Here is a 23,933-nt window from a genome sequence, read left to right on the forward strand (position 1 = left end):
CTACTGTGAAAAGAGGATCCGACCAACTCCCGCCAGTTTACCACAAGCGCCCTCGCCGCCCGCATTCTCGCGCCCACGGCGCAGGGCGCGCGCCCACGGCGGACCCTCAAGAAATTTGACCGGGCGCCGATAGCGTATCAGATGGGTGTGATATGGGTATTGCGCGCATGCCGCCTCCTTCGGAAAACCGCATAGTCAGACGAGCCGGGAATCAACACCGGTATATTTGCCTGACCGCCAAAGGCGCACGCACCCTTCAGACCCACGAAGACGACCTGGTGGGATGGATTGGACGCCTTTTCGGCGTCCTCAACGGCGGCCTGACTTGGGGAAAAGCCCTCAAACGCTTTGTGGGCGCGCTGCTGCTCTCGATGATGATTATGCAGCAGGTTCAGGCCCTTCCCACCGGCTGGCAGGTCGAGAGCGGCGACGTCAATTTCGAGGTCGTCAACGGCAATACGCTCAATATCACCAGCCAGAGCCAGCAGGCTATCGTCAATTACCAGAGCTTTCATATCGCCCAGGGAGAAAGCGTCAACTTCTTTCTGGGCAATAACTTCTCCTCTATTCTCAACCGGATTCTGGGCGGGGGGACGAGCTCGATTATGGGCAACCTCAGCGCCAATACCGGAACCGTCATTTTGACCAACCCGGCGGGCATTAACTTTGGCGCCACGGCCAACGTGAACGTCGGGAGCCTGATTGCGTCCAGTCTGCATCTGTCCAGCGCCGACTACCTCGCCAATAACTGGACCTTCGGGCGGGTGGACGGGATGGGCCCCGGCGCGATCCAGAACAGCGGCAACATCGCCGCGCAATCAGGCGGCTTTGTCGTCCTGTCGGGCGGGGCTGTCAGCAACAGCGGCAATATCTTTGCGCCTGATGGCGCGGTAAAACTCGCGGTCGGCGACCGAATCCGCCTGTCGATGAGTGGGCAGCAGGCGGTAGAAGTCACCATCGACCAGAGTCTGCTCAGCGCGATAGAGGGCCTGCGCGACGCGATCGGCAACACGGGCGTGATTGACGCTCATACCATTGAGCTTCAGGCCAAGCTGAGCGAAGCGCTTTATGAACGCACGATCAACAATGAAGGCGTGATGCGTACCGTCAGCGCCACGCGCGAAGGCGCCAGCATCAAGGTCCTGGGCTACACGGATAATCAGCTCGCGCAGATCCGCAACGCCGGAACCCTCGACGTAAGCGCCAACGCCGTCACGACATTTGACGGCGGCGAACTGACGATGGAAGGCGATCGGGTTGATAATACGGGCAACCTGCTGGCGCGCGGGGCCGACACGGGCCACGGCGGCCGTATTCACGCCTTGGGCGGACAGGTGGCGTTTCATGGAACCGCCATTGTAGATGCATCCGGCGGGACCGGCGGCGGCGAAGTGCTTATCGGCGGCGACTTCCAGGGCCAAAACCCCGCAATCCGCAATGCGCAGAAAACATGGGTGACCCGCGACGTTCAAATCAAGGCGGACGCCACGCAACAGGGCGACGGCGGTAAAGTCATCGTCTGGGCGGATCAATCGACCCAATACTATGGCCATATCAGCGCCCAAGGCGGCGCACAAGGCGGCGACGGCGGCCTGGTAGAAGTCTCCGGCAAAGAAAACCTCGCCTTTATGGGCGACGTCGACACCCGCGCCGTCAACGGCGCCATGGGGACCGTCCTGCTGGATCCGACGGATATCAACATCGTCGACGGCGCCGGGGCGGACGACGCGCAACTCAATGACGACCAGATTCTCGCCGCAGACGCGCCCGCCACCATGAACATCGGCGAAACCAAGCTGGAATCGATGGCCGCCACTTCCAACGTGGTGCTTCAGGCCAACAACAACATCACCGTAAACAACCTGACGGATAACACGCTGGGGCTGGCCGCCACCACCGGATCCATCACGCTGACCGCCGACGCCGACAACAGCGGGGCCGGGACGTTCTCGATGGCCGATACGGCCGACGTCATTCGCACAGAGGGCGGTAATATCACCATCAGCGGCGCGTCGGTCACGCTGGGCAAACTCAGCACCAAGGGCGCGGCGGGCGATAAAACCGGCGGCGCGATCAGCGTCAGTTCGCGCGATGCGCTCACTGCCAGCGGGACGATTGATACCGGCAACGGCGCCATTAGCCTCAATGCGGATTCTGACGGCAGCGGCGCCGGGACCCTCACCGTCAGCGCCAACGTCACCTCCGGCGGCGGCAACGTCACGCTCAAAGGCGATCAATTTGACCTGAATAACGCGCTCGACGCCGGAAGCGGCAGCGTGAGCATCACGGCCAGTAATAATATTCGTATTAACGTGGGCAACGCGACAGATAACGGCGACGGCGCCACGCTTTTTGACGTCTCCAACCCGGAACTCAACCGTATTACCGCCGCCAGCGTCACTATCGGCGATACCACCACCACCAACAACCAGCTCTATACGATGGGCGATCTGGATCTCTCTGGAAGCGGCGCCGGTAAATTCGCGCTCACCCTGCAGAATATGAACAAAATCAATCTGCAGAATAATATCACGCTGGGCGGTTATAACTTTACTGCCTACTCCAGCGCCGGCGACGTTCAACTGACCAGTAATAAAGACATCACCAAAACCACCGGGGGAGACGCGACGCTCACGTTCAAAGCTGCGGGCAATATTATTCTCAACGCGGCAGCAGGCGCAACCAGTGACCTTACCTCCAGCAGCAATAAACTCAATGTCATTTTCAATTCGGATAGCGACGCTTCTGGCAGTGGGGCCATCTATTTAAATTATGTCAACCTCACCAGCAATAGCGGCAACGTAACCTTCGGCGGCGGCGCAGACCCCACCACAACAGCCGCCCGCGGAAACGCAACTTATTTCAATGGCGTCAACATCAGTCAGAGCGCCTTTACATTAGGCGCCGGCAATCTCGGCATTCGGGGCCAAGGCTATAGTATCGGTACGTCCGGCGCTCATCATGGGATTAATATTGACGGCACAACACTTTCCAGCACCAGCGGAAATATGACCCTCGTCGGAACAGGCGGCACCGGCAATAGTAGCACCGGAAACCGCGGAATTCTAACCTCTTACCTCACACTCACGACCGCAGATGGCGCGATTTCTTTAACCGGCACAGGCGGGGCTAGCGCAGCAACAGAAAATACAGGCGTAGAGTTCAACTACGGCTCCTTTTCCGCCAGCGGTTCTGGGGGAATCAGTATCACGGGAACCGGAACCGGGAGCGGCAATAATGCTTATGGCGTCGCGGTTAAAGTTGTTAATACCTTTCAGACCAATACGGGCGCTATCAGCCTGTCAGGCACTAGCAACGGCACCGGCGCGAATTATAACAATGGCGTCTCTGTTGACGCTTCTACCATCAATACTCTGGGCGGGAATATTGCGTTTACCGGGACCGGCAGTAGCACAGCTACGGGAATTGAGAATCATGGCGTTTTTATCAATGCATCGTCTGTCTCTACGACCGGCGCGGGGACGTTGAGCTTAACCGGGACCGGGGGTAAGGGGACCAATGATAACCATGGGGTCGATATTCGCCAGACGTCCAGCGTGAGTACGGCGTCTGGGGACCTCACCATCGTGGGGAACGGACTGGCTAGCGCGACGGGCAGTTGGAATCTAGGAGTGCTATTAGGGTATTCTTCTGGTATTTCTTCTCAGAATGGTAACATCAACATCACCGCCACCGGGGGCGGCAGCTCCGGCGGCGGCGCGGGTATTGATATGTGGGACCTGTCCACGATTCAAGCCACCGGCACTGGGAACATCTCGATTACCGGAACCGCCACCGGCAGCGCCGCAGACTCGTATGGGATCTGGCTCGAAGGCAGCAGCAAGGTGATTGCAGCCTCTGGCAATATTACGCTGACTGGCACGGGCGGCGGCGCCAATAACGACCTTCGGTTTGAATCGCTCTCTACCGGAACGGGTAATGTGATCGGCGCCAATACCATGACGGGTAATATTACGCTGATTGGCAATAGTTACACGTTCTCGGATTTTAAATTCCAGAATAACGGCGGGACGCTGACGTTTAAACCCAGAACCGCCAGCACCAGCATTGGCGTGGCAGGCGGCGCGGGGGCGCTGAGTTTTACGGACGCCAGCTTCTTTAATTTTATCGATACGGCGACGGTTTCTCCGGGCAAAATTATCCTGGGCGATAAATCGCTGGGCAGCGGCGCGGTGAATATTAACGCGTATAACTACAGCGCCAAGGCCTATGATATTGATATCGCCGGCGGCAGCGTGACGCTGGCAGGCGCCTTGACCACCGGCGCCAACGATGCGGGACTCTATGCGCTCAGCGGCAATTTGTTGCTGAATAATACCATCAGCGGAACAGGTAACGTGTTATTACAGGCTTCTGGCACGATTAACGACGACGGCGCAACCGATCGCGTGTCGACCTCTGGACTTCTTACGCTGAATGCGGGCGGCAACGTCGGCAATACCTCTACTTTTAATACGTCAGTGGGCTCGCTCGCAATTAATGGCACAGGAGCCGGCAGCATCAGTATTACCGAAGCGAATGCCATCACCATTAACGCTTCCAGCGCAACGCAAGCCGTCAGCGTGATTGCGGGCGGTAATATTACAACCGCCGGCGCCATTACCACCACGGGCAACCTGACGCTTCAAACCACGGCCGGCACGCTGGACGCCGCGGGCGGGAATCTCACGTCCTCAGGAGACTTGAGCCTGAGCGCGACCGGGGCTTTAACGCTCGATACAGCCGGGACGAGCAGAACGCATCAGGCGAAAAATATTAATTTAACCGGCAGCAGCATTACCGTGGCCAACAGCGGTACCGTTGTTGAAGCCACCGGCAGCGGCAGCAATACAACCTTAAGTTACGATGACAATGCGGGTACGGCCGGCATTTTACCCATCACGCCCGGCGATACCATTAGCGCAACCGGCGGCGCAGGCGGCATTATTAACAGCACCGGCGATCTGGCGAATGCAGGGACGCTTCGCGCTCTTGGCAAAACCGGCAGCGTCACGGTTAATTATGACAGCAGCAATTTAAACCTGAATAACGTTACGATAACCGTCACCGGCAGCAGCGGATCCATTAATTTATCGGGCGACGTATCGGGCAGCGGCAATAACGGCACGCTCACGCAACAAACCGGCGGCTCCACGGTCACCCTCAATACAACCGGCGGATACGGCGTTTCTGGAAGCAACGTGAATATCACCAGCAGCAATATTATATTCGGCGTTTCGGGCAGCGCCAACTTGAGCGGGAATTTCCATAACGGTATTCTGTCGGGCTCGTCTGGAAGCAGCTTTTCGCTTACCGACACCGCCAGTGACATTACCACCGGCGCCCTGACCGCCGGGAGCGCCTTGAGCCTGTCCAGCATCACGCACCTGACCGCAGGCGGCGCGCTGACTTCTACCGGCGCTTTAACGTTAATTGCCGACAGCGACGGCAATAACACCGGCTCCCTCACCAGCAACGGCGTTCTCACCAGTAATAATAACGCCATTACCCTCAAAGGCGCACAAGCCGATATAAACGCCAGCGTCAACGCCGGTTCCTCCACCGTCACGCTCACGGCCATGAGCGATAAGGAAATTGACGTGGCAGGCGCAACGGATAACGCCGACAGCGGCACGATATTCGACGTTTCCAGCGCGGAATTAGGCAGAATCACTGCCGCGACCGTCACCATCGGCGATACGACGACGCCCAATTCGGATACCATCCTGAAAGGCGCGCTGGATCTCTCCGGTTCCGGCGCTGGCAAATTTAATCTTCAACTGCTGAATAAGCGCGATGTTATTTTCGACGCCGCCACCGGCATTACCGCTGGCGCCCATACCGTCACCCTTACCGCCAATGACGACGTGACGCTCAACAGCGGCATCACCACCAGCAATGGCGCCATTACCCTGACGGCAGACAACGACGGCAGCGGCGCCGGAGCCTTGACGATCAGCGGCAATATCACTTCCGGCAATGCCAATGTCACGCTCAAAGGCGATCAATTTGACCTCAACAACGCGCTCAACGCCGGAAGCGGCAGCGTCAGCATTACCGCCAGTAATAATATTCGAATAGATGTTGGCAATGCGACCGACAATAACGACACGGCAACGCTTTTTGACGTTTCAAACCCGGAACTCAACCGAATCACCGCCGCCAGCGTCACCATCGGCGATACAACCACCACCAACAATCAGCTTTACGCCATGGGCGTGCTGAACATGTCCGGCGCCGGCGCCGGTAAATTCGCGCTCACCTTACAGAATATGAATAAAATCAATCTGCAAAACAATATTACGCTGGGCGGCTATGACTTTACGGCTTATTCCAGCGCCAACAACGTTCAACTGACCGCCGGAAGAGATATCACCAAAAGCGCCGGCGGCGACGCAACACTCACCCTGAAGGCCGCCGGGAATGTCATTCTGGATTCCACCGTCGGCAACTATAACACTGTCTCTTCCAGCAGCAACAAACTCCATGTCGTTATCAACTCCGACAGCGACGCCTCCGGCAGTGGGGCTGTATTTCTGGATTATGTTGATTTCACCACCAATAACGGCAATATCACCATCGGCGGCGGCGCCGACCCGAGCCTGAGCGCAGCCAGAGGAAACGCAACTTATTATGACGGCGTTTATTTAAATGGCAGCCTGGACACAGGCGCCGGCAATATCTCTGTCCGAGGGCAAGGCTTCAGTCAGGCCGGAACCGATAACCATTACGGGATCAACCTGAGTGCAGTCATTAGCACTACCACAGGCGATGTCTCCCTGATTGGCAGCGGAGGCACAGGACGCGACAATCTTTTCGGGATATTTGGCTCTCTTGCGGCCAGCACGCAAAACGGAGACATCACGCTGACGGGTACTGGCGGCAATGGCACCGGAGGAAACAATAAGGGGATTTATTTATCGGGTTCTCTAACCACGCAAGATGGCATTATGACCATCACGGGGACTTCCGGCATTGGATTAGGAGGAGATGAGGGAATACATTTGTCTGGACAAACCATCTCTTCATCGACGGGTAATATTTCTCTAGTTGGAAATAGCGTCGGGGCAGGCAGTGGAATTGTAATACAGAGTTCAACGATATCGTCTGCTGACGGACTGATTAGCATGGTCGGCACGGGCGGGAGTAATAATCCTAGCGCTGCATATGTAAATGGAATTAGCATCTATAACTCTGCACAAGTGTTCACCACTGGCACAGGCAATATCACCCTGACAGGTACGGGCGGACTCGGCACTTTTGATGGCGGCGGCATTTGGGAAAATAACGGCGTTGAATTTGATGGTTCAGCCCAGGTTTATACCGCCAGCGGCACGCTCACGATTACAGGCACTGCCATTGACGGCAACTCAGCCGATATCGGCATGCCATTTCCCAGCGCAACCAGCACAATTGGCGCCAACACGATGACGGGTGATATCGTCATGATTGGCAACAGTTTTGATTTTACTTACGGCCAGATTCGCAATAATGGCGGTAATATTATCTTTAAACCGCGAACCGCCAGCACGACTATCGGCATTAACGGCGGCGCAGGCGCATTAAGCTTTACCAACGCCAATTTCTTTAATTATATTGATACCACCACGGCCTCGCCCAGCAAAATAATTCTCGGCGACAGCGCCGCAGGGACCGGCGCCGTCAACATCGCAACCGGCTGGGATTTCAGCGGCAAAGCGTACGATATCGACGTGTACGGCGGCAGCATTACCGGAGCCGGAAGCATTACCACCGGAGCCAACAATTTAGGACTTTACGCCCGCACCGGTGGACTCACCCAGAATGGCGCGATTACCAGCCTTGGCAATTTAATCCTGCAATCCAATGGACTTCTTGACCTCAACGGCAATATTCAAACGACCGGCGGCAATTTAACGTTAACAGCCAACGGCGGCGGTAATATTACGCTGGACGACGCCGGAAGCGCGCGCACGCACAAAGGGCAAAACGTCACCATTACCGCCACTGGCGGCGGAACCATCAGCATGTCCAACGCTGGCTCTCTCGTGCAGGCGACCGGAACCGGCATCGGCGCCACTTATGATGATAACGGCGGGACGCCTTATCTGCCGATTAATCCAGGGGATAGCATCGGCGCCGCAGTGGGAGGCGCAGGCGCACTGACAGTCGACGGAAACTTCTCAAGCGTCGGCACGCTGCGCGCGTCATCTGGCAGCGGCGATATTACGATTAATTATAGCAGCAGCGACTTAAACCTCAATAACGTCACAATTGATACCGCAACGGCTGCAAATGGAAGCATTAGCATTTTAAACGACCTGCCGTCGGGCGCGGGAGATAATGGCACTATTGACGCTCAAGCCGGGAGCAGCGGCGGCACGGTCACCCTGAACATCACCAATGGGCATAATGTTTCAGGAACCAATACCAACATCACGGCCAATAATATTGTTTTCAATGTTGCCGGTAATAGCACGTTGAGCGGAAATTTCCATAATGGAATTTTGTCAGGCTCCTCGGGCGGCAGCTTCTCACTCACTGATACCGCCTCCAGTCTCAACCTCAACTCCCTCTCCGCCGCTACCAACCTCTCCATCACCGCCGCCCTCGGACATATCGACGCCGCAAATACCCTCTCCGCCAGTAATATCTCACTCATCACTCAATCCAATGGCGATATCACTCTGCACGACAACCTCACCGCCACCAACAACCTCACTCTCACACTCGACGGAACCGGCGTCCTCACCCAGTCCGCAGGCGTCCTCTCCGCGCAAACTCTCTCCCTCGATACCCATACCTCCGTCGGCTCCGCACTCGACAGGCTCGATACCAATATCTCCAACCTCTCCGCCACTATCCAGGGGCCCGCTCACCACCTCTTCCTCGCCGAAGCCAATAACCTCTCCATCAACGCTTCTTCCGCCTCCGGAACACTCGATATCACCGCCGCTGGCGATATTACTACCGCCGGCGACATCTCCGCCGATGCCACAACCCTCGCCTCCTCTGACCCCGATGGCGATATCGCCCTCAATCATAACGTTACGGGCACTACTTCCCTCACCATCACCGCCTCAGGCACTGGCGATATTACCCAGTCCGCAGGCGTCCTCAACGCCGGAACCCTTGCGCTGAGCTCGACCTCCGGCGACATCGGAACCGCAGGCAACGCCATCGATTCCAATGCCACCGCAGCCTCTCTCAATACATCCGGCGACGCCTTCCTCTCTGAGGCCAATAACCTCACCATCAATGCCTCCGCCGTCGGCGGCACTCTTGAAATTTCCGCCGCTGGCGATATCGCCACCGCTGGCGCCATCTCCGCCGATGCCACAACCCTCGCCTCCTCTGACCCCGATGGCGATATTACACTCAATCATAACGTCACAGGGACTACTTCCCTCACCATTACTGCCTCAGGCACTGGCGATATTACCCAGTCCGCAGGCGTACTCAACGCCGGAACACTCGCGCTGAGCGCGACCTCCGGCGACATCGGAACCGCAGGCAACGCCATCGATTCCAATGCCACCGCCGCTTCTCTCAATACCACAGGCGACGCCTTCCTCTCTGAAGCCAGTAACCTCACCCTCAATGCCTCTGCCGTCGGCGGCACGCTTGAAATTTCCGCCGCTGGCGATATTACCACCGCTGGCGCCATTTCCGCCGACGCCACGACCCTCGCCTCCTCTGACCCCGATGGCGATATCTCCCTCAATCATAACGTCACAGGCACTACTTCCCTCACCATTACTGCCTCAGGCACTGGCGATATTACCCAGTCCGCAGGCGTCCTCAACGCCGGAACCCTTGCGCTTTCCTCCACCTCCGGCAACATCGGAACCGCAGGCAACGCCATCGATTCCAATGCCGCCGCAGCCTCCCTCAATACATCCGGCGACGCCTTCCTCTCTGAGGCCAATAACCTCACCATCAATGCCTCTGCCGTCGGCGGCACGCTTGAAATTTCCGCCGCTGGCGATATTACCACCGCCGGCGCCATTTCCGCCGATGCCGCCTCCATCGCCTCCTCTGACCCCGATGGCGATATTACACTCAATCATAACGTCACAGGGACTACTTCCCTCACCATTACTGCCTCAGGCACTGGCGATATTACCCAGTCCGCGGGAACCATTACAGGCGGACTCCTCACCTTTAACTCAAACGGCGGACTCGGAACCGCTCTCGACAGACTCGATATCAATGCCGCCACACTCACACTCAATACCGCCGGCGACCTCTTCCTCAACGAAACCGATAACATTACCCTCAACGCCGCCACCGCCCTCCATACCCTCGACCTCGCCGCCGCTGGCAATATCACCCTGCAAGGCAACCTCAACGCCGCCGATACCCTCACCCTCAACTCCGCCACTGGCGATATCCACCTCGATAACGGAGCCGCGCTCACTCACCAGTCCTCCACCATCTCCTTTACCGCACATAACATCGATATCGCTCACGCCGGCACTCTCGTACACGCCATCGGCAACTCCGGCGGCGCTTCCTTCGACGACCACGGCGGAACCGCCGTCAACCCCGGCGATACCATTAACGCTCTCGGAGCAGGCGGCACCATCACCATCGATGGCAACTTCGCCTCCGTCGGAACCCTACAGGCACAAGCCGGCGGCACCGTCTCCATCGACTACCAGAACTCTGACCTCGACCTCTCCAACGTCACCATCAACGCTGGCGGCGGCGGCGGCGGTACTATCACCTTCCTCAACGACCTCCCCTCAGGCCCAGCCAATAACGGAACCCTCTCCGCCCTCGGCGACTCCGTCAACGTCCTCATTTCCACCGCCAATAACCACAGCGTCTCCGGAACCGGACTCCTCATTAACGCCACCGGCGGCGTTCAGTTCCATATCGATAACTCCCTCAACCTCTCAGGCAACTTCAACCAGGCCGAACTCTCCGGCTACGCCACCAATGGCAGCTTCTCACTCACCGATACCGCCTCCAATCTTAACCTCAACTCCCTCTCCGCCGCTACCAACCTCTCCATCACCGCCGCCCTCGGACATATCGACGCCGCAAATACCCTCTCCGCCAGTAATATCTCACTCATCACTCAATCCAATGGCGATATCACTCTGCACGACAACCTCACCGCCACCAACAACCTCACTCTCACACTCGACGGAACCGGCGTCCTCACCCAGTCCGCAGGCGTCCTCTCCGCGCAAACTCTCTCCCTCGATACCCATACCTCCGTCGGCTCCGCACTCGACAGGCTCGATACCAATATCTCCAACCTCTCCGCCACTATCCAGGGGCCCGCTCACCACCTCTTCCTCGCCGAAGCCAATAACCTCTCCATCAACGCTTCTTCCGCCTCCGGAACACTCGATATCACCGCCGCTGGCGATATTACTACCGCCGGCGACATCTCCGCCGATGCCACAACCCTCGCCTCCTCTGACCCCGATGGCGATATCGCCCTCAATCATAACGTTACGGGCACTACTTCCCTCACCATCACCGCCTCAGGCACTGGCGATATTACCCAGTCCGCAGGCGTCCTCAACGCCGGAACCCTTGCGCTGAGCTCGACCTCCGGCGACATCGGAACCGCAGGCAACGCCATCGATTCCAATGCCACCGCAGCCTCTCTCAATACCACAGGCGACGCCTTCCTCTCTGAGGCCAATAACCTCACCATCAATGCCTCTGCCGTCGGCGGCACTCTCCAGATCGCCGCCGCTGGCGATATCGCCACCGCTGGCGCCATTTCCGCCGACGCCGCCTCCATCGCCTCCTCTGACCCCGATGGCGATATTACCCTCAATCATAACGTCACAGGGACTACTTCCCTTACCATTACTGCCTCAGGCACTGGCGATATTACCCAGTCCGCAGGCGTACTCAACGCCGGAACACTCGCGCTGAGCGCGACCTCCGGCGACATCGGAACCGCAGGCAACGCCATCGATTCCAATGCCACCGCAGCTTCTCTCAATACCACAGGCGACGCCTTCCTCTCTGAAGCCAGTAACCTCACCCTCAATGCCTCTGCCGTCGGCGGCACGCTTGAAATTTCCGCCGCTGGCGATATTACCACCGCTGGCGCCATCTCCGCCGATACCGCCTCCATCGCCTCCTCTGACCCCGATGGCGATATTACCCTCAATCATAACGTCACGGGCACTACTTCCCTCACCATTTCTGCCTCAGGTACTGGCGATATCACCCAATCCGCAGGCGTCCTCAACGCCGGAACCCTTGCGCTGAGCGCGACTTCTGGCAACATCGGAACCGCAGGCAACGCCATCGATTCCAATGCCGCCGCAGCCTCCCTCAATACATCCGGCGACGCCTTCCTCTCTGAGGCCAATAACCTCACCATCAATGCCTCTGCCGTCGGCGGCACGCTTGAAATTTCCGCCGCTGGCGATATCGCCACCGCTGGCGCCATTTCCGCCGATACCGCCTCCATCGCCTCCTCTGACCCCGATGGCGATATTACCCTCAATCATAACGTCACAGGCACCACGTCCCTCACCATTACCGCCTCAGGCACGGGCGATATCACCCAATCCGCAGGAACCATTACAGGCGGACTCCTCACCTTTAATACCAACGGCGGACTCGGTACCGCTCTCGACAGGCTCGATATCAATGCCGCCACCCTCACGCTCAATACCACCGGCGACCTCTTCCTCAACGAATCCGATAACATTACCCTCAACGCCGCCACCGCCCTCCATACCCTCGACCTCGCCGCCGCTGGCAATATCACCCTGCAAGGCAACCTCAACGCCGCCGATACCCTCACCCTCAACTCCGCCACTGGCGATATCCACCTCGATAACGGAGCCGCGCTCACTCACCAGTCCTCCACCATCTCCTTTACCGCACATAACATCGATATCGCTCACGCCGGCACTCTCGTACACGCCATCGGCAACTCCGGCGGCGCTTCCTTCGACGACCACGGCGGAACCGCCGTCAACCCCGGCGATACCATTAACGCTCTCGGAGCAGGCGGCACCATCACCATCGATGGCAACTTCGCCTCCGTCGGAACCCTACAGGCACAAGCCGGCGGCACCGTCTCCATCGACTACCAGAACTCTGACCTCGACCTCTCCAACGTCACCATCAACGCTGGCGGCGGCGGCGGCGGTACTATCACCTTCCTCAACGACCTCCCCTCAGGCCCAGCCAATAACGGAACCCTCTCCGCCCTCGGCGACTCCGTCAACGTCCTCATTTCCACCGCCAATAACCACAGCGTCTCCGGAACCGGACTCCTCATTAACGCCACCGGCGGCGTTCAGTTCCATATCGATAACTCCCTCAACCTCTCAGGCAACTTCAACCAGGCCGAACTCTCCGGCTACGCCACCAATGGCAGCTTCTCACTCACCGATACCGCCTCCAATATCAACCTCAACTCCCTCTCCGCCGCTACCAACCTCTCCATCACCGCCGCCCTCGGACATATCGACGCCGCAAATACCCTCTCCGCCAGTAATATCTCACTCATCACTCAATCCAATGGCGATATCACTCTGCACGACAACCTCACCGCCACCAACAACCTCACCCTCACACTCGACGGAACCGGCGTCCTCACCCAATCCGCAGGCGTCCTCTCCGCGCAAACTCTCTCCCTCGATACCCATACCTCCGTCGGCTCCGCACTCGACAGGCTCGATACCAATATCTCCAACCTCTCCGCCACTATCCAGGGGCCCGCTCACCACCTCTTCCTCGCCGAAGCCAATAACCTCTCCATCAACGCTTCTTCCGCCTCCGGAACACTCGATATCACCGCCGCTGGCGATATTACTACCGCCGGCGACATCTCCGCCGATGCCACAACCCTCGCCTCCTCTGACCCCGATGGCGATATCGCCCTCAATCATAACGTCACAGGCACTACTTCCCTCACCATCACCGCCTCAGGCACTGGCGATATTACCCAGTCCGCAGGCGTCCTCAACGCCGGAACCCTTGCGCTGAGCTCGACCTCCGGCGACATCGGAACCGCAGGCAACGCCATCGATTCCAATGCCACCGCAGCCTCTCTCAATACCTCAGGCGACGCCTTCCTCTCTGAGGCCAACAACCTCACCATCAATGCCTCTGCCGTCGGCGGCACTCTCCAGATCGCCGCCGCTGGCGATATCGCCACCGCTGGCGCCATCTCCGCCGACGCCGCCTCCATCGCCTCCTCTGACCCCGATGGCGATATTACCCTCAATCATAACGTCACAGGGACTACTTCCCTCACCATTACTGCCTCAGGCACTGGCGATATTACCCAGTCCGCAGGCGTACTCAACGCCGGAACACTCGCGCTGAGCGCGACCTCCGGCGACATCGGAACCGCAGGCAACGCCATCGATTCCAATGCCACCGCAGCTTCTCTCAATACCACAGGCGACGCCTTCCTCTCTGAAGCCAGTAACCTCACCCTCAATGCCTCTGCCGTCGGCGGCACGCTTGAAATTTCCGCCGCTGGCGATATTACCACCGCTGGCGCCATCTCCGCCGACACCACGTCCCTCGCCTCCTCTGATCCCGCTGCCGATATTACCCTCTATCCTACCGTCACAGTGACTACGTCCCTCACCATTTCTGCCTCAGGCACTGGCTATATTTCCCGGTCCGCAGGCGTACTCAACGCCGGATCCCTCGCGCTGAGCGCCACCTTCCGGCAACATCGGAACCGCAGGCAACGCCATCGATTCCAATGCCGCCGCAGCCTCCCTCAATACATCCGGCGACGCCTTCCTCTCTGAGGCCAATAACCTCACCATCAATGCCTCTGCCGTCGGCGGCACGCTTGAAATTTCCGCCGCTGGCGATATCGCCACCGCTGGCGCCATTTCCGCCGATGCCGCCTCCATCACCTCCTCTGACCCCGATGGCGATATTACCCTCAATCATAACGTCACAGGGACCACTTCCCTCACCATTACCGCCTCAGGCACGGGCGATATCACCCAATCCGCAGGAACCATTACAGGCGGACTCCTCACCTTTAATTCCAACGGCGGACTCGGAACCGCTCTCGACAGGCTCGATATCAATGCCGCCACCCTCACGCTCAATACCACCGGCGACCTCTTCCTCAACGAATCCGATAACATTACCCTCAACGCCGCCACCGCCCTCCATACCCTCGACCTCGCCGCCGCTGGCAATATCACCCTGCAAGGCAACCTCAACGCCGCCGATACCCTCACCCTCAACTCCGCCACTGGCGATATCCACCTCGATAACGGAGCCGCGCTCACTCACCAGTCCTCCACCATCTCCTTTACCGCACATAACATCGATATCGCTCACGCCGGCACTCTCGTACACGCCATCGGCAACTCCGGCGGCGCTTCCTTCGACGACCACGGCGGAACCGCCGTCAACCCCGGCGATACCATTAACGCTCTCGGAGCAGGCGGCACCATCACCATCGATGGCAACTTCGCCTCCGTCGGAACCCTACAGGCACAAGCCGGCGGCACCGTCTCCATCGACTACCAGAACTCTGACCTCGACCTCTCCAACGTCACCATCAACGCTGGCGGCGGCGGCGGCGGTACTATCACCTTCCTCAACGACCTCCCCTCAGGCCCAGCCAATAACGGAACCCTCTCCGCCCTCGGCGACTCCGTCAACGTCCTCATTTCCACCGCCAATAACCACAGCGTCTCCGGAACCGGACTCCTCATTAACGCCACCGGCGGCGTTCAGTTCCATATCGATAACTCCCTCAACCTCTCAGGCAACTTCAACCAGGCCGAACTCTCCGGCTACGCCACCAATGGCAGCTTCTCACTCACCGATACCGCCTCCAATATCAACCTCAACTCCCTCTCCGCCGCTACCAACCTCTCCATCACCGCCGCCCTCGGACATATCGACGCCGCAAATACCCTCTCCGCCAGTAATATCTCACTCATCACTCAATCCAATGGCGATATCACTCTGCACGACAACCTCACCGCCACCAACAACCTCACCCTCACACTCGACGGAACCGGCGTCCTCACCCAATCCGCAGGCGTCCTCTCCGCGCAAACTCTCTCCCTCGATACCCATACCTCCGTCGGCTCCGCACTCGACAGGCTCGATACCAATATCTCCAACCTCTCCGCCACTATCCAGGGGCCCGCTCACCACCTCTTCCTCGCCGAAGCCAATAACCTCTCCATCAACGCTTCTTCCGCCTCCGGAACACTCGATATCACCGCCGCTGGCGATATTACTACCGCCGGCGACATCTCCGCCGATGCCACAACCCTCGCCTCCTCTGACCCCGATGGCGATATCGCCCTCAATCATAACGTCACAGGGACTACTTCCCTCACCATTACTGCCTCAGGCACTGGCGATATTACCCAGTCCGCAGGCGTCCTCAACGCCGGAACCCTTGCGCTGAGCTCGACCTCCGGCGACATCGGAACCGCAGGCAACGCCATCGATTCCAATGCCACCGCAGCCTCCCTCAATACCACAGGCGACGCCTTCCTCTCTGAGGCCAATAACCTCACCATCAATGCCTCTGCCGTCGGCGGCACTCTCCAGATCGCCGCCGCTGGCGATATCGCCACCGCTGGCGCCATTTCCGCCGACGCCGCCTCCATCGCCTCCTCTGACCCCGATGGCGATATTACCCTCAATCATAACGTCACAGGGACTACTTCCCTCACCATTACTGCCTCAGGCACTGGCGATATTACCCAGTCCGCAGGCGTACTCAACGCCGGAACACTCGCGCTGAGCGCGACCTCCGGCGACATCGGAACCGACCCTCGCCTCCTCTGACCCCGATGGCGATATTACCCTCAATCATAACGTCACAGGCACTACTTCCCTCACCATTACTGCCTCAGGCACTGGCGATATTACCCAGTCCGCAGGCGTCCTCAACGCCGGAACCCTTGCGCTTTCCTCCACCTCCGGCAACATCGGAACCGCAGGCAACGCCATCGATTCCAATGCCGCCGCAGCCTCCCTCAATACATCCGGCGACGCCTTCCTCTCTGAGGCCAATAACCTCACCATCAATGCCTCTGCCGTCGGCGGCACGCTTCAAGTCTCTGCCGCCGGCGATATCGCCACCGCTGGCGCCATTTCCGCCGATGCCGCCTCCATCACCTCCTCTGACCCCGATGGCGATATTACCCTCAATCATAACGTCACAGGGACTACTTCCCTCACCATTACTGCCTCAGGCACTGGCGATATTACTCAATCCGCGGGAACCATTACAGGCGGACTCCTCACCTTTAACTCAAACGGCGGACTCGGAACCGCGCTCGACAGACTCGATATCAATGCCGCCACACTCACACTCAATACCACCGGCGACCTCTTCCTCAACGAAACCGATAACATTACCCTCAACGCCGCCACCGCCCTCCATACCCTCGACCTCGCCGCCGCTGGCAATATCACCCTGCAAGGCAACCTCAACGCCGCCGATACCCTCACCCTCAACTCCGCCACTGGCGATATCCACCTCGATAACGGAGCCGCGCTCACTCACCAGTCCTCCACCATCTCCTTTACCGCACATAACATCGATATCGCTCACGCCGGCACTCTCGTACACGCCATCGGCAACTCCGGCGGCGCTTCCTTCGACGACCACGGCGGAACCGCCGTCAACCCCGGCGATACCATTAACGCTCTCGGAGCAGGCGGCACCATCACCATCGATGGCAACTTCGCCTCCGTCGGAACCCTACAGGCACAAGCCGGCGGCACCGTCTCCATCGACTACCAGAACTCTGACCTCGACCTCTCCAACGTCACCATCAACGCTGGCGGCGGCGGCGGCGGTACTATCACCTTCCTCAACGACCTCCCCTCAGGCCCAGCCAATAACGGAACCCTCTCCGCCCTCGGCGACTCCGTCAACGTCCTCATTTCCACCGCCAATAACCACAGCGTCTCCGGAACCGGACTCCTCATTAACGCCACCGGCGGCGTTCAGTTCCATATCGATAACTCCCTCAACCTCTCAGGCAACTTCAACCAGGCCGAACTCTCCGGCTACGCCACCAATGGCAGCTTCTCACTCACCGATACCGCCTCCAATCTTAACCTCAACTCCCTCTCCGCCGCTACCAACCTCTCCATCACCGCCGCCCTCGGACATATCGACGCCGCAAATACCCTCTCCGCCAGTAATATCTCACTCATCACTCAATCCAATGGCGATATCACTCTGCACGACAACCTCACCGCCACCAACAACCTCACCCTCACACTCGACGGAACCGGCGTCCTCACCCAATCCGCAGGCGTCCTCTCCGCGCAAACTCTCTCCCTCGATACCCATACCTCCGTCGGCTCCGCACTCGACAGGCTCGATACCAATATCTCCAACCTCTCCGCCACTATCCAGGGGCCCGCTCACCACCTCTTCCTCGCCGAAGCCAATAACCTCTCCATCAACGCTTCTTCCGCCTCCGGAACACTCGATATCACCGCCGCTGGCGATATTACTACCGCCGGCGACATCTCCGCCGATGCCACAACCCTCGCCTCCTCTGACCCCGATGGCGATATTACCCTCAATCATAACGTCACAGGCACTACTTCCCTTACCATTACTGCCTCAGGCACTGGCGATATTACCCAGTCCGCAGGCGTCCTCAACGCCGGAACCCTTGCGCTGAGCTCGACCTCCGGCGACATCGGAACCGCAGGCAACGCCATCGATTCCAATGCCACCGCAGCCTCCCTCAATACCACAGGCGACGCCTTCCTCTCTGAGGCCAATAACCTCACCATCAATGCCTCTGCCGTCGGCGGCACTCTCCAGATCGCCGCCGCTGGCGATATCGCCACCGCTGGCGCCATTTCCGCCGACGCCGCCTCCATCGCCTCCTCTGACCCCGATGGCGATATTACCCTCAATCATAACGTCACAGGGACTACTTCCCTCACCATTACTGCCTCAGGCACTGGCGATATTACCCAGTCCGCAGGCGTACTCAACGCCGGAACACTCGCGCTGAGCGCGACCTCCGGCGACATCGGAACCGCAGGCAACGCCATCGATTCCAATGCCACCGCCGCTTCTCTCAATACCACAGGCGACGCCTTCCTCTCTGAAGCCAGTAACCTCACCCTCAATGCCTCTGCCGTCGGCGGCACGCTTGAAATTTCCGCCGCTGGCGATATTACCACCGCTGGCGCCATTTCCGCCGACGCCACGACCCTCGCCTCCTCTGACCCCGATGGCGATATCTCCCTCAATCATAACGTCACAGGCACTACTTCCCTCACCATTACTGCCTCAGGCACTGGCGATATTACCCAGTCCGCAGGCGTCCTCAACGCCGGAACCCTTGCGCTTTCCTCCACCTCCGGCAACATCGGAACCGCAGGCAACGCCATCGATTCCAATGCCGCCGCAGCCTCCCTCAATACATCCGGCGACGCCTTCCTCTCTGAGGCCAATAACCTCACCATCAATGCCTCTGCCGTCGGCGGCACGCTTGAAATTTCCGCCGCTGGCGATATTACCACCGCCGGCGCCATTTCCGCCGATGCCGCCTCCATCGCCTCCTCTGACCCCGATGGCGATATTACACTCAATCATAACGTCACAGGGACTACTTCCCTCACCATTACTGCCTCAGGCACTGGCGATATTACCCAGTCCGCGGGAACCATTACAGGCGGACTCCTCACCTTTAACTCAAACGGCGGACTCGGAACCGCTCTCGACAGACTCGATATCAATGCCGCCACACTCACACTCAATACCGCCGGCGACCTCTTCCTCAACGAAACCGATAACATTACCCTCAACGCCGCCACCGCCCTCCATACCCTCGACCTCGCCGCCGCTGGCAATATCACCCTGCAAGGCAACCTCAACGCCGCCGATACCCTCACCCTCAACTCCGCCACTGGCGATATCCACCTCGATAACGGAGCCGCGCTCACTCACCAGTCCTCCACCATCTCCTTTACCGCACATAACATCGATATCGCTCACGCCGGCACTCTCGTACACGCCATCGGCAACTCCGGCGGCGCTTCCTTCGACGACCACGGCGGAACCGCCGTCAACCCCGGCGATACCATTAACGCTCTCGGAGCAGGCGGCACCATCACCATCGATGGCAACTTCGCCTCCGTCGGAACCCTACAGGCACAAGCCGGCGGCACCGTCTCCATCGACTACCAGAACTCTGACCTCGACCTCTCCAACGTCACCATCAACGCTGGCGGCGGCGGCGGCGGTACTATCACCTTCCTCAACGACCTCCCCTCAGGCCCAGCCAATAACGGAACCCTCTCCGCCCTCGGCGACTCCGTCAACGTCCTCATTTCCACCGCCAATAACCACAGCGTCTCCGGAACCGGACTCCTCATTAACGCCACCGGCGGCGTTCAGTTCCATATCGATAACTCCCTCAACCTCTCAGGCAACTTCAACCAGGCCGAACTCTCCGGCTACGCCACCAATGGCAGCTTCTCACTCACCGATACCGCCTCCAATCTTAACCTCAACTCCCTCTCCGCCGCTACCAACCTCTCCATCACCGCCGCCCTCGGACATATCGACGCCGCAAATACCCTCTCCGCCAGTAATATCTCACTCATCACTCAATCCAATGGCGATATCACTCTGCACGACAACCTCACCGCCACCAACAACCTCACTCTCACACTCGACGGAACCGGCGTCCTCACCCAGTCCGCAGGCGTCCTCTCCGCGCAAACTCTCTCCCTCGATACCCATACCTCCGTCGGCTCCGCACTCGACAGGCTCGATACCAATATCTCCAACCTCTCCGCCACTATCCAGGGGCCCGCTCACCACCTCTTCCTCGCCGAAGCCAATAACCTCTCCATCAACGCTTCTTCCGCCTCCGGAACACTCGATATCACCGCCGCTGGCGATATTACTACCGCCGGCGACATCTCCGCCGATGCCACAACCCTCGCCTCCTCTGACCCCGATGGCGATATCGCCCTCAATCATAACGTTACGGGCACTACTTCCCTCACCATCACCGCCTCAGGCACTGGCGATATTACCCAGTCCGCAGGCGTCCTCAACGCCGGAACCCTTGCGCTGAGCTCGACCTCCGGCGACATCGGAACCGCAGGCAACGCCATCGATTCCAATGCCACCGCAGCCTCTCTCAATACATCCGGCGACGCCTTCCTCTCTGAAGCCAACGGCCTCACCATCAATGCCTCTGCCGTCGGCGGCACTCTCCAGATCGCCGCCGCTGGCGATATTACCACCGCTGGCGACATCTCCGCCGATGCCACAACCCTCGCCTCCTCTGACCCCGATGGCGATATTACCCTCAATCATAACGTCACAGGGACTACTTCCCTCACCATTACTGCCTCAGGCACTGGCGATATTACCCAGTCCGCAGGCGTACTCAACGCCGGAACACTCGCGCTGAGCGCGACCTCCGGCGACATCGGAACCGCAGGCAACGCCATCGATTCCAATGCCACCGCAGCTTCTCTCAATACCACAGGCGACGCCTTCCTCTCTGAAGCCAGTAACCTCACCCTCAATGCCTCTGCCGTCGGCGGCACGCTTGAAATTTCCGCCGCTGGCGATATTACCACCGCTGGCGCCATCTCCGCCGATACCGCCTCCATCGCCTCCTCTGACCCCGATGGCGATATTACCCTCAATCATAACGTCACGGGCACTACTTCCCTCACCATTTCTGCCTCAGGTACTGGCGATATCACCCAATCCGCAGGCGTCCTCAACGCCGGAACCCTTGCGCTGAGCGCGACTTCTGGCAACATCGGAACCGCAGGCAACGCCATCGATTCCAATGCCGCCGCAGCCTCCCTCAATACATCCGGCGACGCCTTCCTCTCTGAGGCCAATAACCTCACCATCAATGCCTCTGCCGTCGGCGGCACGCTTGAAATTTCCGCCGCTGGCGATATCGCCACCGCTGGCGCCATTTCCGCCGATGCCGCCTCCATCGCCTCCTCTGACCCCGATGGCGATATTACACTCAATCATAACGTCACAGGGACTACTTCCCTCACCATTACTGCCTCAGGCACTGGCGATATTACCCAGTCCGCGGGAACCATTACAGGCGGACTCCTCACCTTTAACTCAAACGGCGGACTCGGAACCGCTCTCGACAGACTCGATATCAATGCCGCCACACTCACACTCAATACCGCCGGCGACCTCTTCCTCAACGAAACCGATAACATTACCCTCAACGCCGCCACCGCCCTCCATACCCTCGACCTCGCCGCCGCTGGCAATATCACCCTGCAAGGCAACCTCAACGCCGCCGATACCCTCACCCTCAACTCCGCCACTGGCGATATCCACCTCGATAACGGAGCCGCGCTCACTCACCAGTCCTCCACCATCTCCTTTACCGCACATAACATCGATATCGCTCACGCCGGCACTCTCGTACACGCCATCGGCAACTCCGGCGGCGCTTCCTTCGACGACCACGGCGGAACCGCCGTCAACCCCGGCGATACCATTAACGCTCTCGGAGCAGGCGGCACCATCACCATCGATGGCAACTTCGCCTCCGTCGGAACCCTACAGGCACAAGCCGGCGGCACCGTCTCCATCGACTACCAGAACTCTGACCTCGACCTCTCCAACGTCACCATCAACGCTGGCGGCGGCGGCGGCGGTACTATCACCTTCCTCAACGACCTCCCCTCAGGCCCAGCCAATAACGGAACCCTCTCCGCCCTCGGCGACTCCGTCAACGTCCTCATTTCCACCGCCAATAACCACAGCGTCTCCGGAACCGGACTCCTCATTAACGCCACCGGCGGCGTTCAGTTCCATATCGATAACTCCCTCAACCTCTCAGGCAACTTCAACCAGGCCGAACTCTCCGGCTACGCCACCAATGGCAGCTTCTCACCCACCGATACCGCCTCCAATCTTAACCTCAACTCCCTCTCCGCCGCTACCAACCTCTCCATCACCGCCGCCCTCGGACATATCGACGCCGCAAATACCCTCTCCGCCAGTAATATCTCACTCATCACTCAATCCAATGGCGATATCACTCTGCACGACAACCTCACCGCCACCAACAACCTCACTCTCACACTCGACGGAACCGGCGTCCTCACCCAGTCCGCAGGCGTCCTCTCCGCGCAAACTCTCTCCCTCGATACCCATACCTCCGTCGGCTCCGCACTCGACAGGCTCGATACCAATATCTCCAACCTCTCCGCCACTATCCAGGGGCCCGCTCACCACCTCTTCCTCGCCGAAGCCAATAACCTCTCCATCAACGCTTCTTCCGCCTCCGGAACACTCGATATCACCGCCGCTGGCGATATTACTACCGCCGGCGACATCTCCGCCGATGCCACAACCCTCGCCTCCTCTGACCCCGATGGCGATATCGCCCTCAATCATAACGTTACGGGCACTACTTCCCTCACCATCACCGCCTCAGGCACTGGCGATATTACCCAGTCCGCAGGCGTCCTCAACGCCGGAACCCTTGCGCTGAGCTCGACCTCCGGCGACATCGGAACCGCAGGCAACGCCATCGATTCCAATGCCACCGCAGCCTCTCTCAATACATCCGGCGACGCCTTCCTCTCTGAAGCCAACGGCCTCACCATCAATGCCTCTGCCGTCGGCGGCACTCTCCAGATCGCCGCCGCTGGCGATATTACCACCGCTGGCGACATCTCCGCCGATGCCACAACCCTCGCCTCCTCTGACCCCGATGGCGATATTACCCTCAATCATAACGTCACAGGGACTACTTCCCTCACCATTACTGCCTCAGGCACTGGCGATATTACCCAGTCCGCAGGCGTACTCAACGCCGGAACACTCGCGCTGAGCGCGACCTCCGGCGACATCGGAACCGCAGGCAACGCCATCGATTCCAATGCCACCGCAGCTTCTCTCAATACCACAGGCGACGCCTTCCTCTCTGAAGCCAGTAACCTCACCCTCA

The 23,933-nt window shown here is 59.0% G+C and carries 18 protein-coding genes; 1 reads left to right on the forward strand and 17 read right to left on the reverse strand.

Annotated elements, in window-relative coordinates; translation table 11 throughout:
• Positions 1-167: 167 nt before the first annotated feature.
• Positions 168-14,744 (forward strand): filamentous hemagglutinin N-terminal domain-containing protein, encoded by a 14,577-nt coding sequence (locus tag IPK79_12020; GenBank protein ID MBK8191162.1) that lies wholly within the window; start codon positions 168-170, stop codon positions 14,742-14,744.
• 184 nt (positions 14,745-14,928) lie between these two features.
• Here the strand turns inward: IPK79_12020 and IPK79_12025 are convergent, their stop codons facing one another.
• The 17 genes from IPK79_12025 to IPK79_12105 form a co-directional block, all read right to left on the reverse strand.
• Positions 14,929-15,351 (reverse strand): hypothetical protein, encoded by a 423-nt coding sequence (locus IPK79_12025; GenBank protein ID MBK8191163.1) that lies wholly within the window; start codon positions 15,349-15,351, stop codon positions 14,929-14,931.
• A gap of 546 nt (positions 15,352-15,897) precedes the next feature.
• On the reverse strand, positions 15,898-16,287 hold the full coding sequence (locus IPK79_12030) for a hypothetical protein (protein ID MBK8191164.1): 390 nt from the start codon (positions 16,285-16,287) through the stop codon (positions 15,898-15,900).
• A 36-nt stretch (positions 16,288-16,323) separates the two neighbouring features.
• Complete coding sequence (locus IPK79_12035) at positions 16,324-16,629, reverse strand: hypothetical protein (protein ID MBK8191165.1); 306 nt, start codon at positions 16,627-16,629, stop codon at positions 16,324-16,326.
• 205 nt (positions 16,630-16,834) lie between these two features.
• Positions 16,835-17,140 carry a hypothetical protein gene (locus IPK79_12040; protein ID MBK8191166.1) on the reverse strand — a complete coding sequence of 102 codons (306 nt, stop codon included), beginning with the start codon at positions 17,138-17,140 and terminating at the stop codon, positions 16,835-16,837.
• Between the two features lie 99 nt (positions 17,141-17,239).
• Positions 17,240-17,599, reverse strand: a complete 360-nt coding sequence (locus IPK79_12045; GenBank protein ID MBK8191167.1) for a hypothetical protein — start codon at positions 17,597-17,599, stop codon at positions 17,240-17,242.
• Positions 17,600-18,145: 546 nt separating this feature from the next.
• Positions 18,146-18,535, reverse strand: coding sequence for a hypothetical protein (locus IPK79_12050; protein MBK8191168.1), 390 nt, complete (start codon positions 18,533-18,535; stop codon positions 18,146-18,148).
• Between the two features lie 36 nt (positions 18,536-18,571).
• The gene (locus tag IPK79_12055; GenBank protein ID MBK8191169.1) at positions 18,572-18,877 is read right to left on the reverse strand and encodes a hypothetical protein; all 306 of its coding nucleotides are present in this window, start codon (positions 18,875-18,877) and stop codon (positions 18,572-18,574) included.
• A gap of 36 nt (positions 18,878-18,913) precedes the next feature.
• Positions 18,914-19,219, reverse strand: a complete 306-nt coding sequence (locus tag IPK79_12060) for a hypothetical protein (GenBank protein ID MBK8191170.1) — start codon at positions 19,217-19,219, stop codon at positions 18,914-18,916.
• A gap of 36 nt (positions 19,220-19,255) precedes the next feature.
• On the reverse strand, positions 19,256-19,561 hold the full coding sequence (locus IPK79_12065) for a hypothetical protein (GenBank protein ID MBK8191171.1): 306 nt from the start codon (positions 19,559-19,561) through the stop codon (positions 19,256-19,258).
• A gap of 99 nt (positions 19,562-19,660) precedes the next feature.
• Positions 19,661-20,020 (reverse strand): hypothetical protein, encoded by a 360-nt coding sequence (locus tag IPK79_12070; protein MBK8191172.1) that lies wholly within the window; start codon positions 20,018-20,020, stop codon positions 19,661-19,663.
• 546 nt (positions 20,021-20,566) lie between these two features.
• Entirely contained in the window at positions 20,567-20,956 is a 390-nt protein-coding gene (locus tag IPK79_12075; GenBank protein MBK8191173.1) for a hypothetical protein, read from the reverse strand.
• A gap of 36 nt (positions 20,957-20,992) precedes the next feature.
• Positions 20,993-21,298 carry a hypothetical protein gene (locus IPK79_12080; GenBank protein ID MBK8191174.1) on the reverse strand — a complete coding sequence of 102 codons (306 nt, stop codon included), beginning with the start codon at positions 21,296-21,298 and terminating at the stop codon, positions 20,993-20,995.
• A gap of 36 nt (positions 21,299-21,334) precedes the next feature.
• On the reverse strand, positions 21,335-21,640 hold the full coding sequence (locus IPK79_12085; protein MBK8191175.1) for a hypothetical protein: 306 nt from the start codon (positions 21,638-21,640) through the stop codon (positions 21,335-21,337).
• A 36-nt stretch (positions 21,641-21,676) separates the two neighbouring features.
• A complete protein-coding gene (locus IPK79_12090; GenBank protein MBK8191176.1) occupies positions 21,677-21,982 on the reverse strand; it encodes a hypothetical protein in 306 nt (101 codons plus the stop codon).
• 99 nt (positions 21,983-22,081) lie between these two features.
• The gene (locus tag IPK79_12095; GenBank protein ID MBK8191177.1) at positions 22,082-22,441 is read right to left on the reverse strand and encodes a hypothetical protein; all 360 of its coding nucleotides are present in this window, start codon (positions 22,439-22,441) and stop codon (positions 22,082-22,084) included.
• 546 nt (positions 22,442-22,987) lie between these two features.
• Positions 22,988-23,377: a hypothetical protein gene (locus tag IPK79_12100; protein ID MBK8191178.1), complete on the reverse strand. Its 390-nt coding sequence runs from the start codon at positions 23,375-23,377 to the stop codon at positions 22,988-22,990.
• A 36-nt stretch (positions 23,378-23,413) separates the two neighbouring features.
• Positions 23,414-23,719, reverse strand: coding sequence for a hypothetical protein (locus tag IPK79_12105; protein MBK8191179.1), 306 nt, complete (start codon positions 23,717-23,719; stop codon positions 23,414-23,416).
• Between the last annotated feature and the right edge of the window lie 214 nt (positions 23,720-23,933).

This window comes from Vampirovibrionales bacterium (assembly GCA_016712355.1).
In the GTDB taxonomy this organism is placed as follows: domain Bacteria; phylum Cyanobacteriota; class Vampirovibrionia; order Vampirovibrionales; family Vampirovibrionaceae; genus JADJRF01.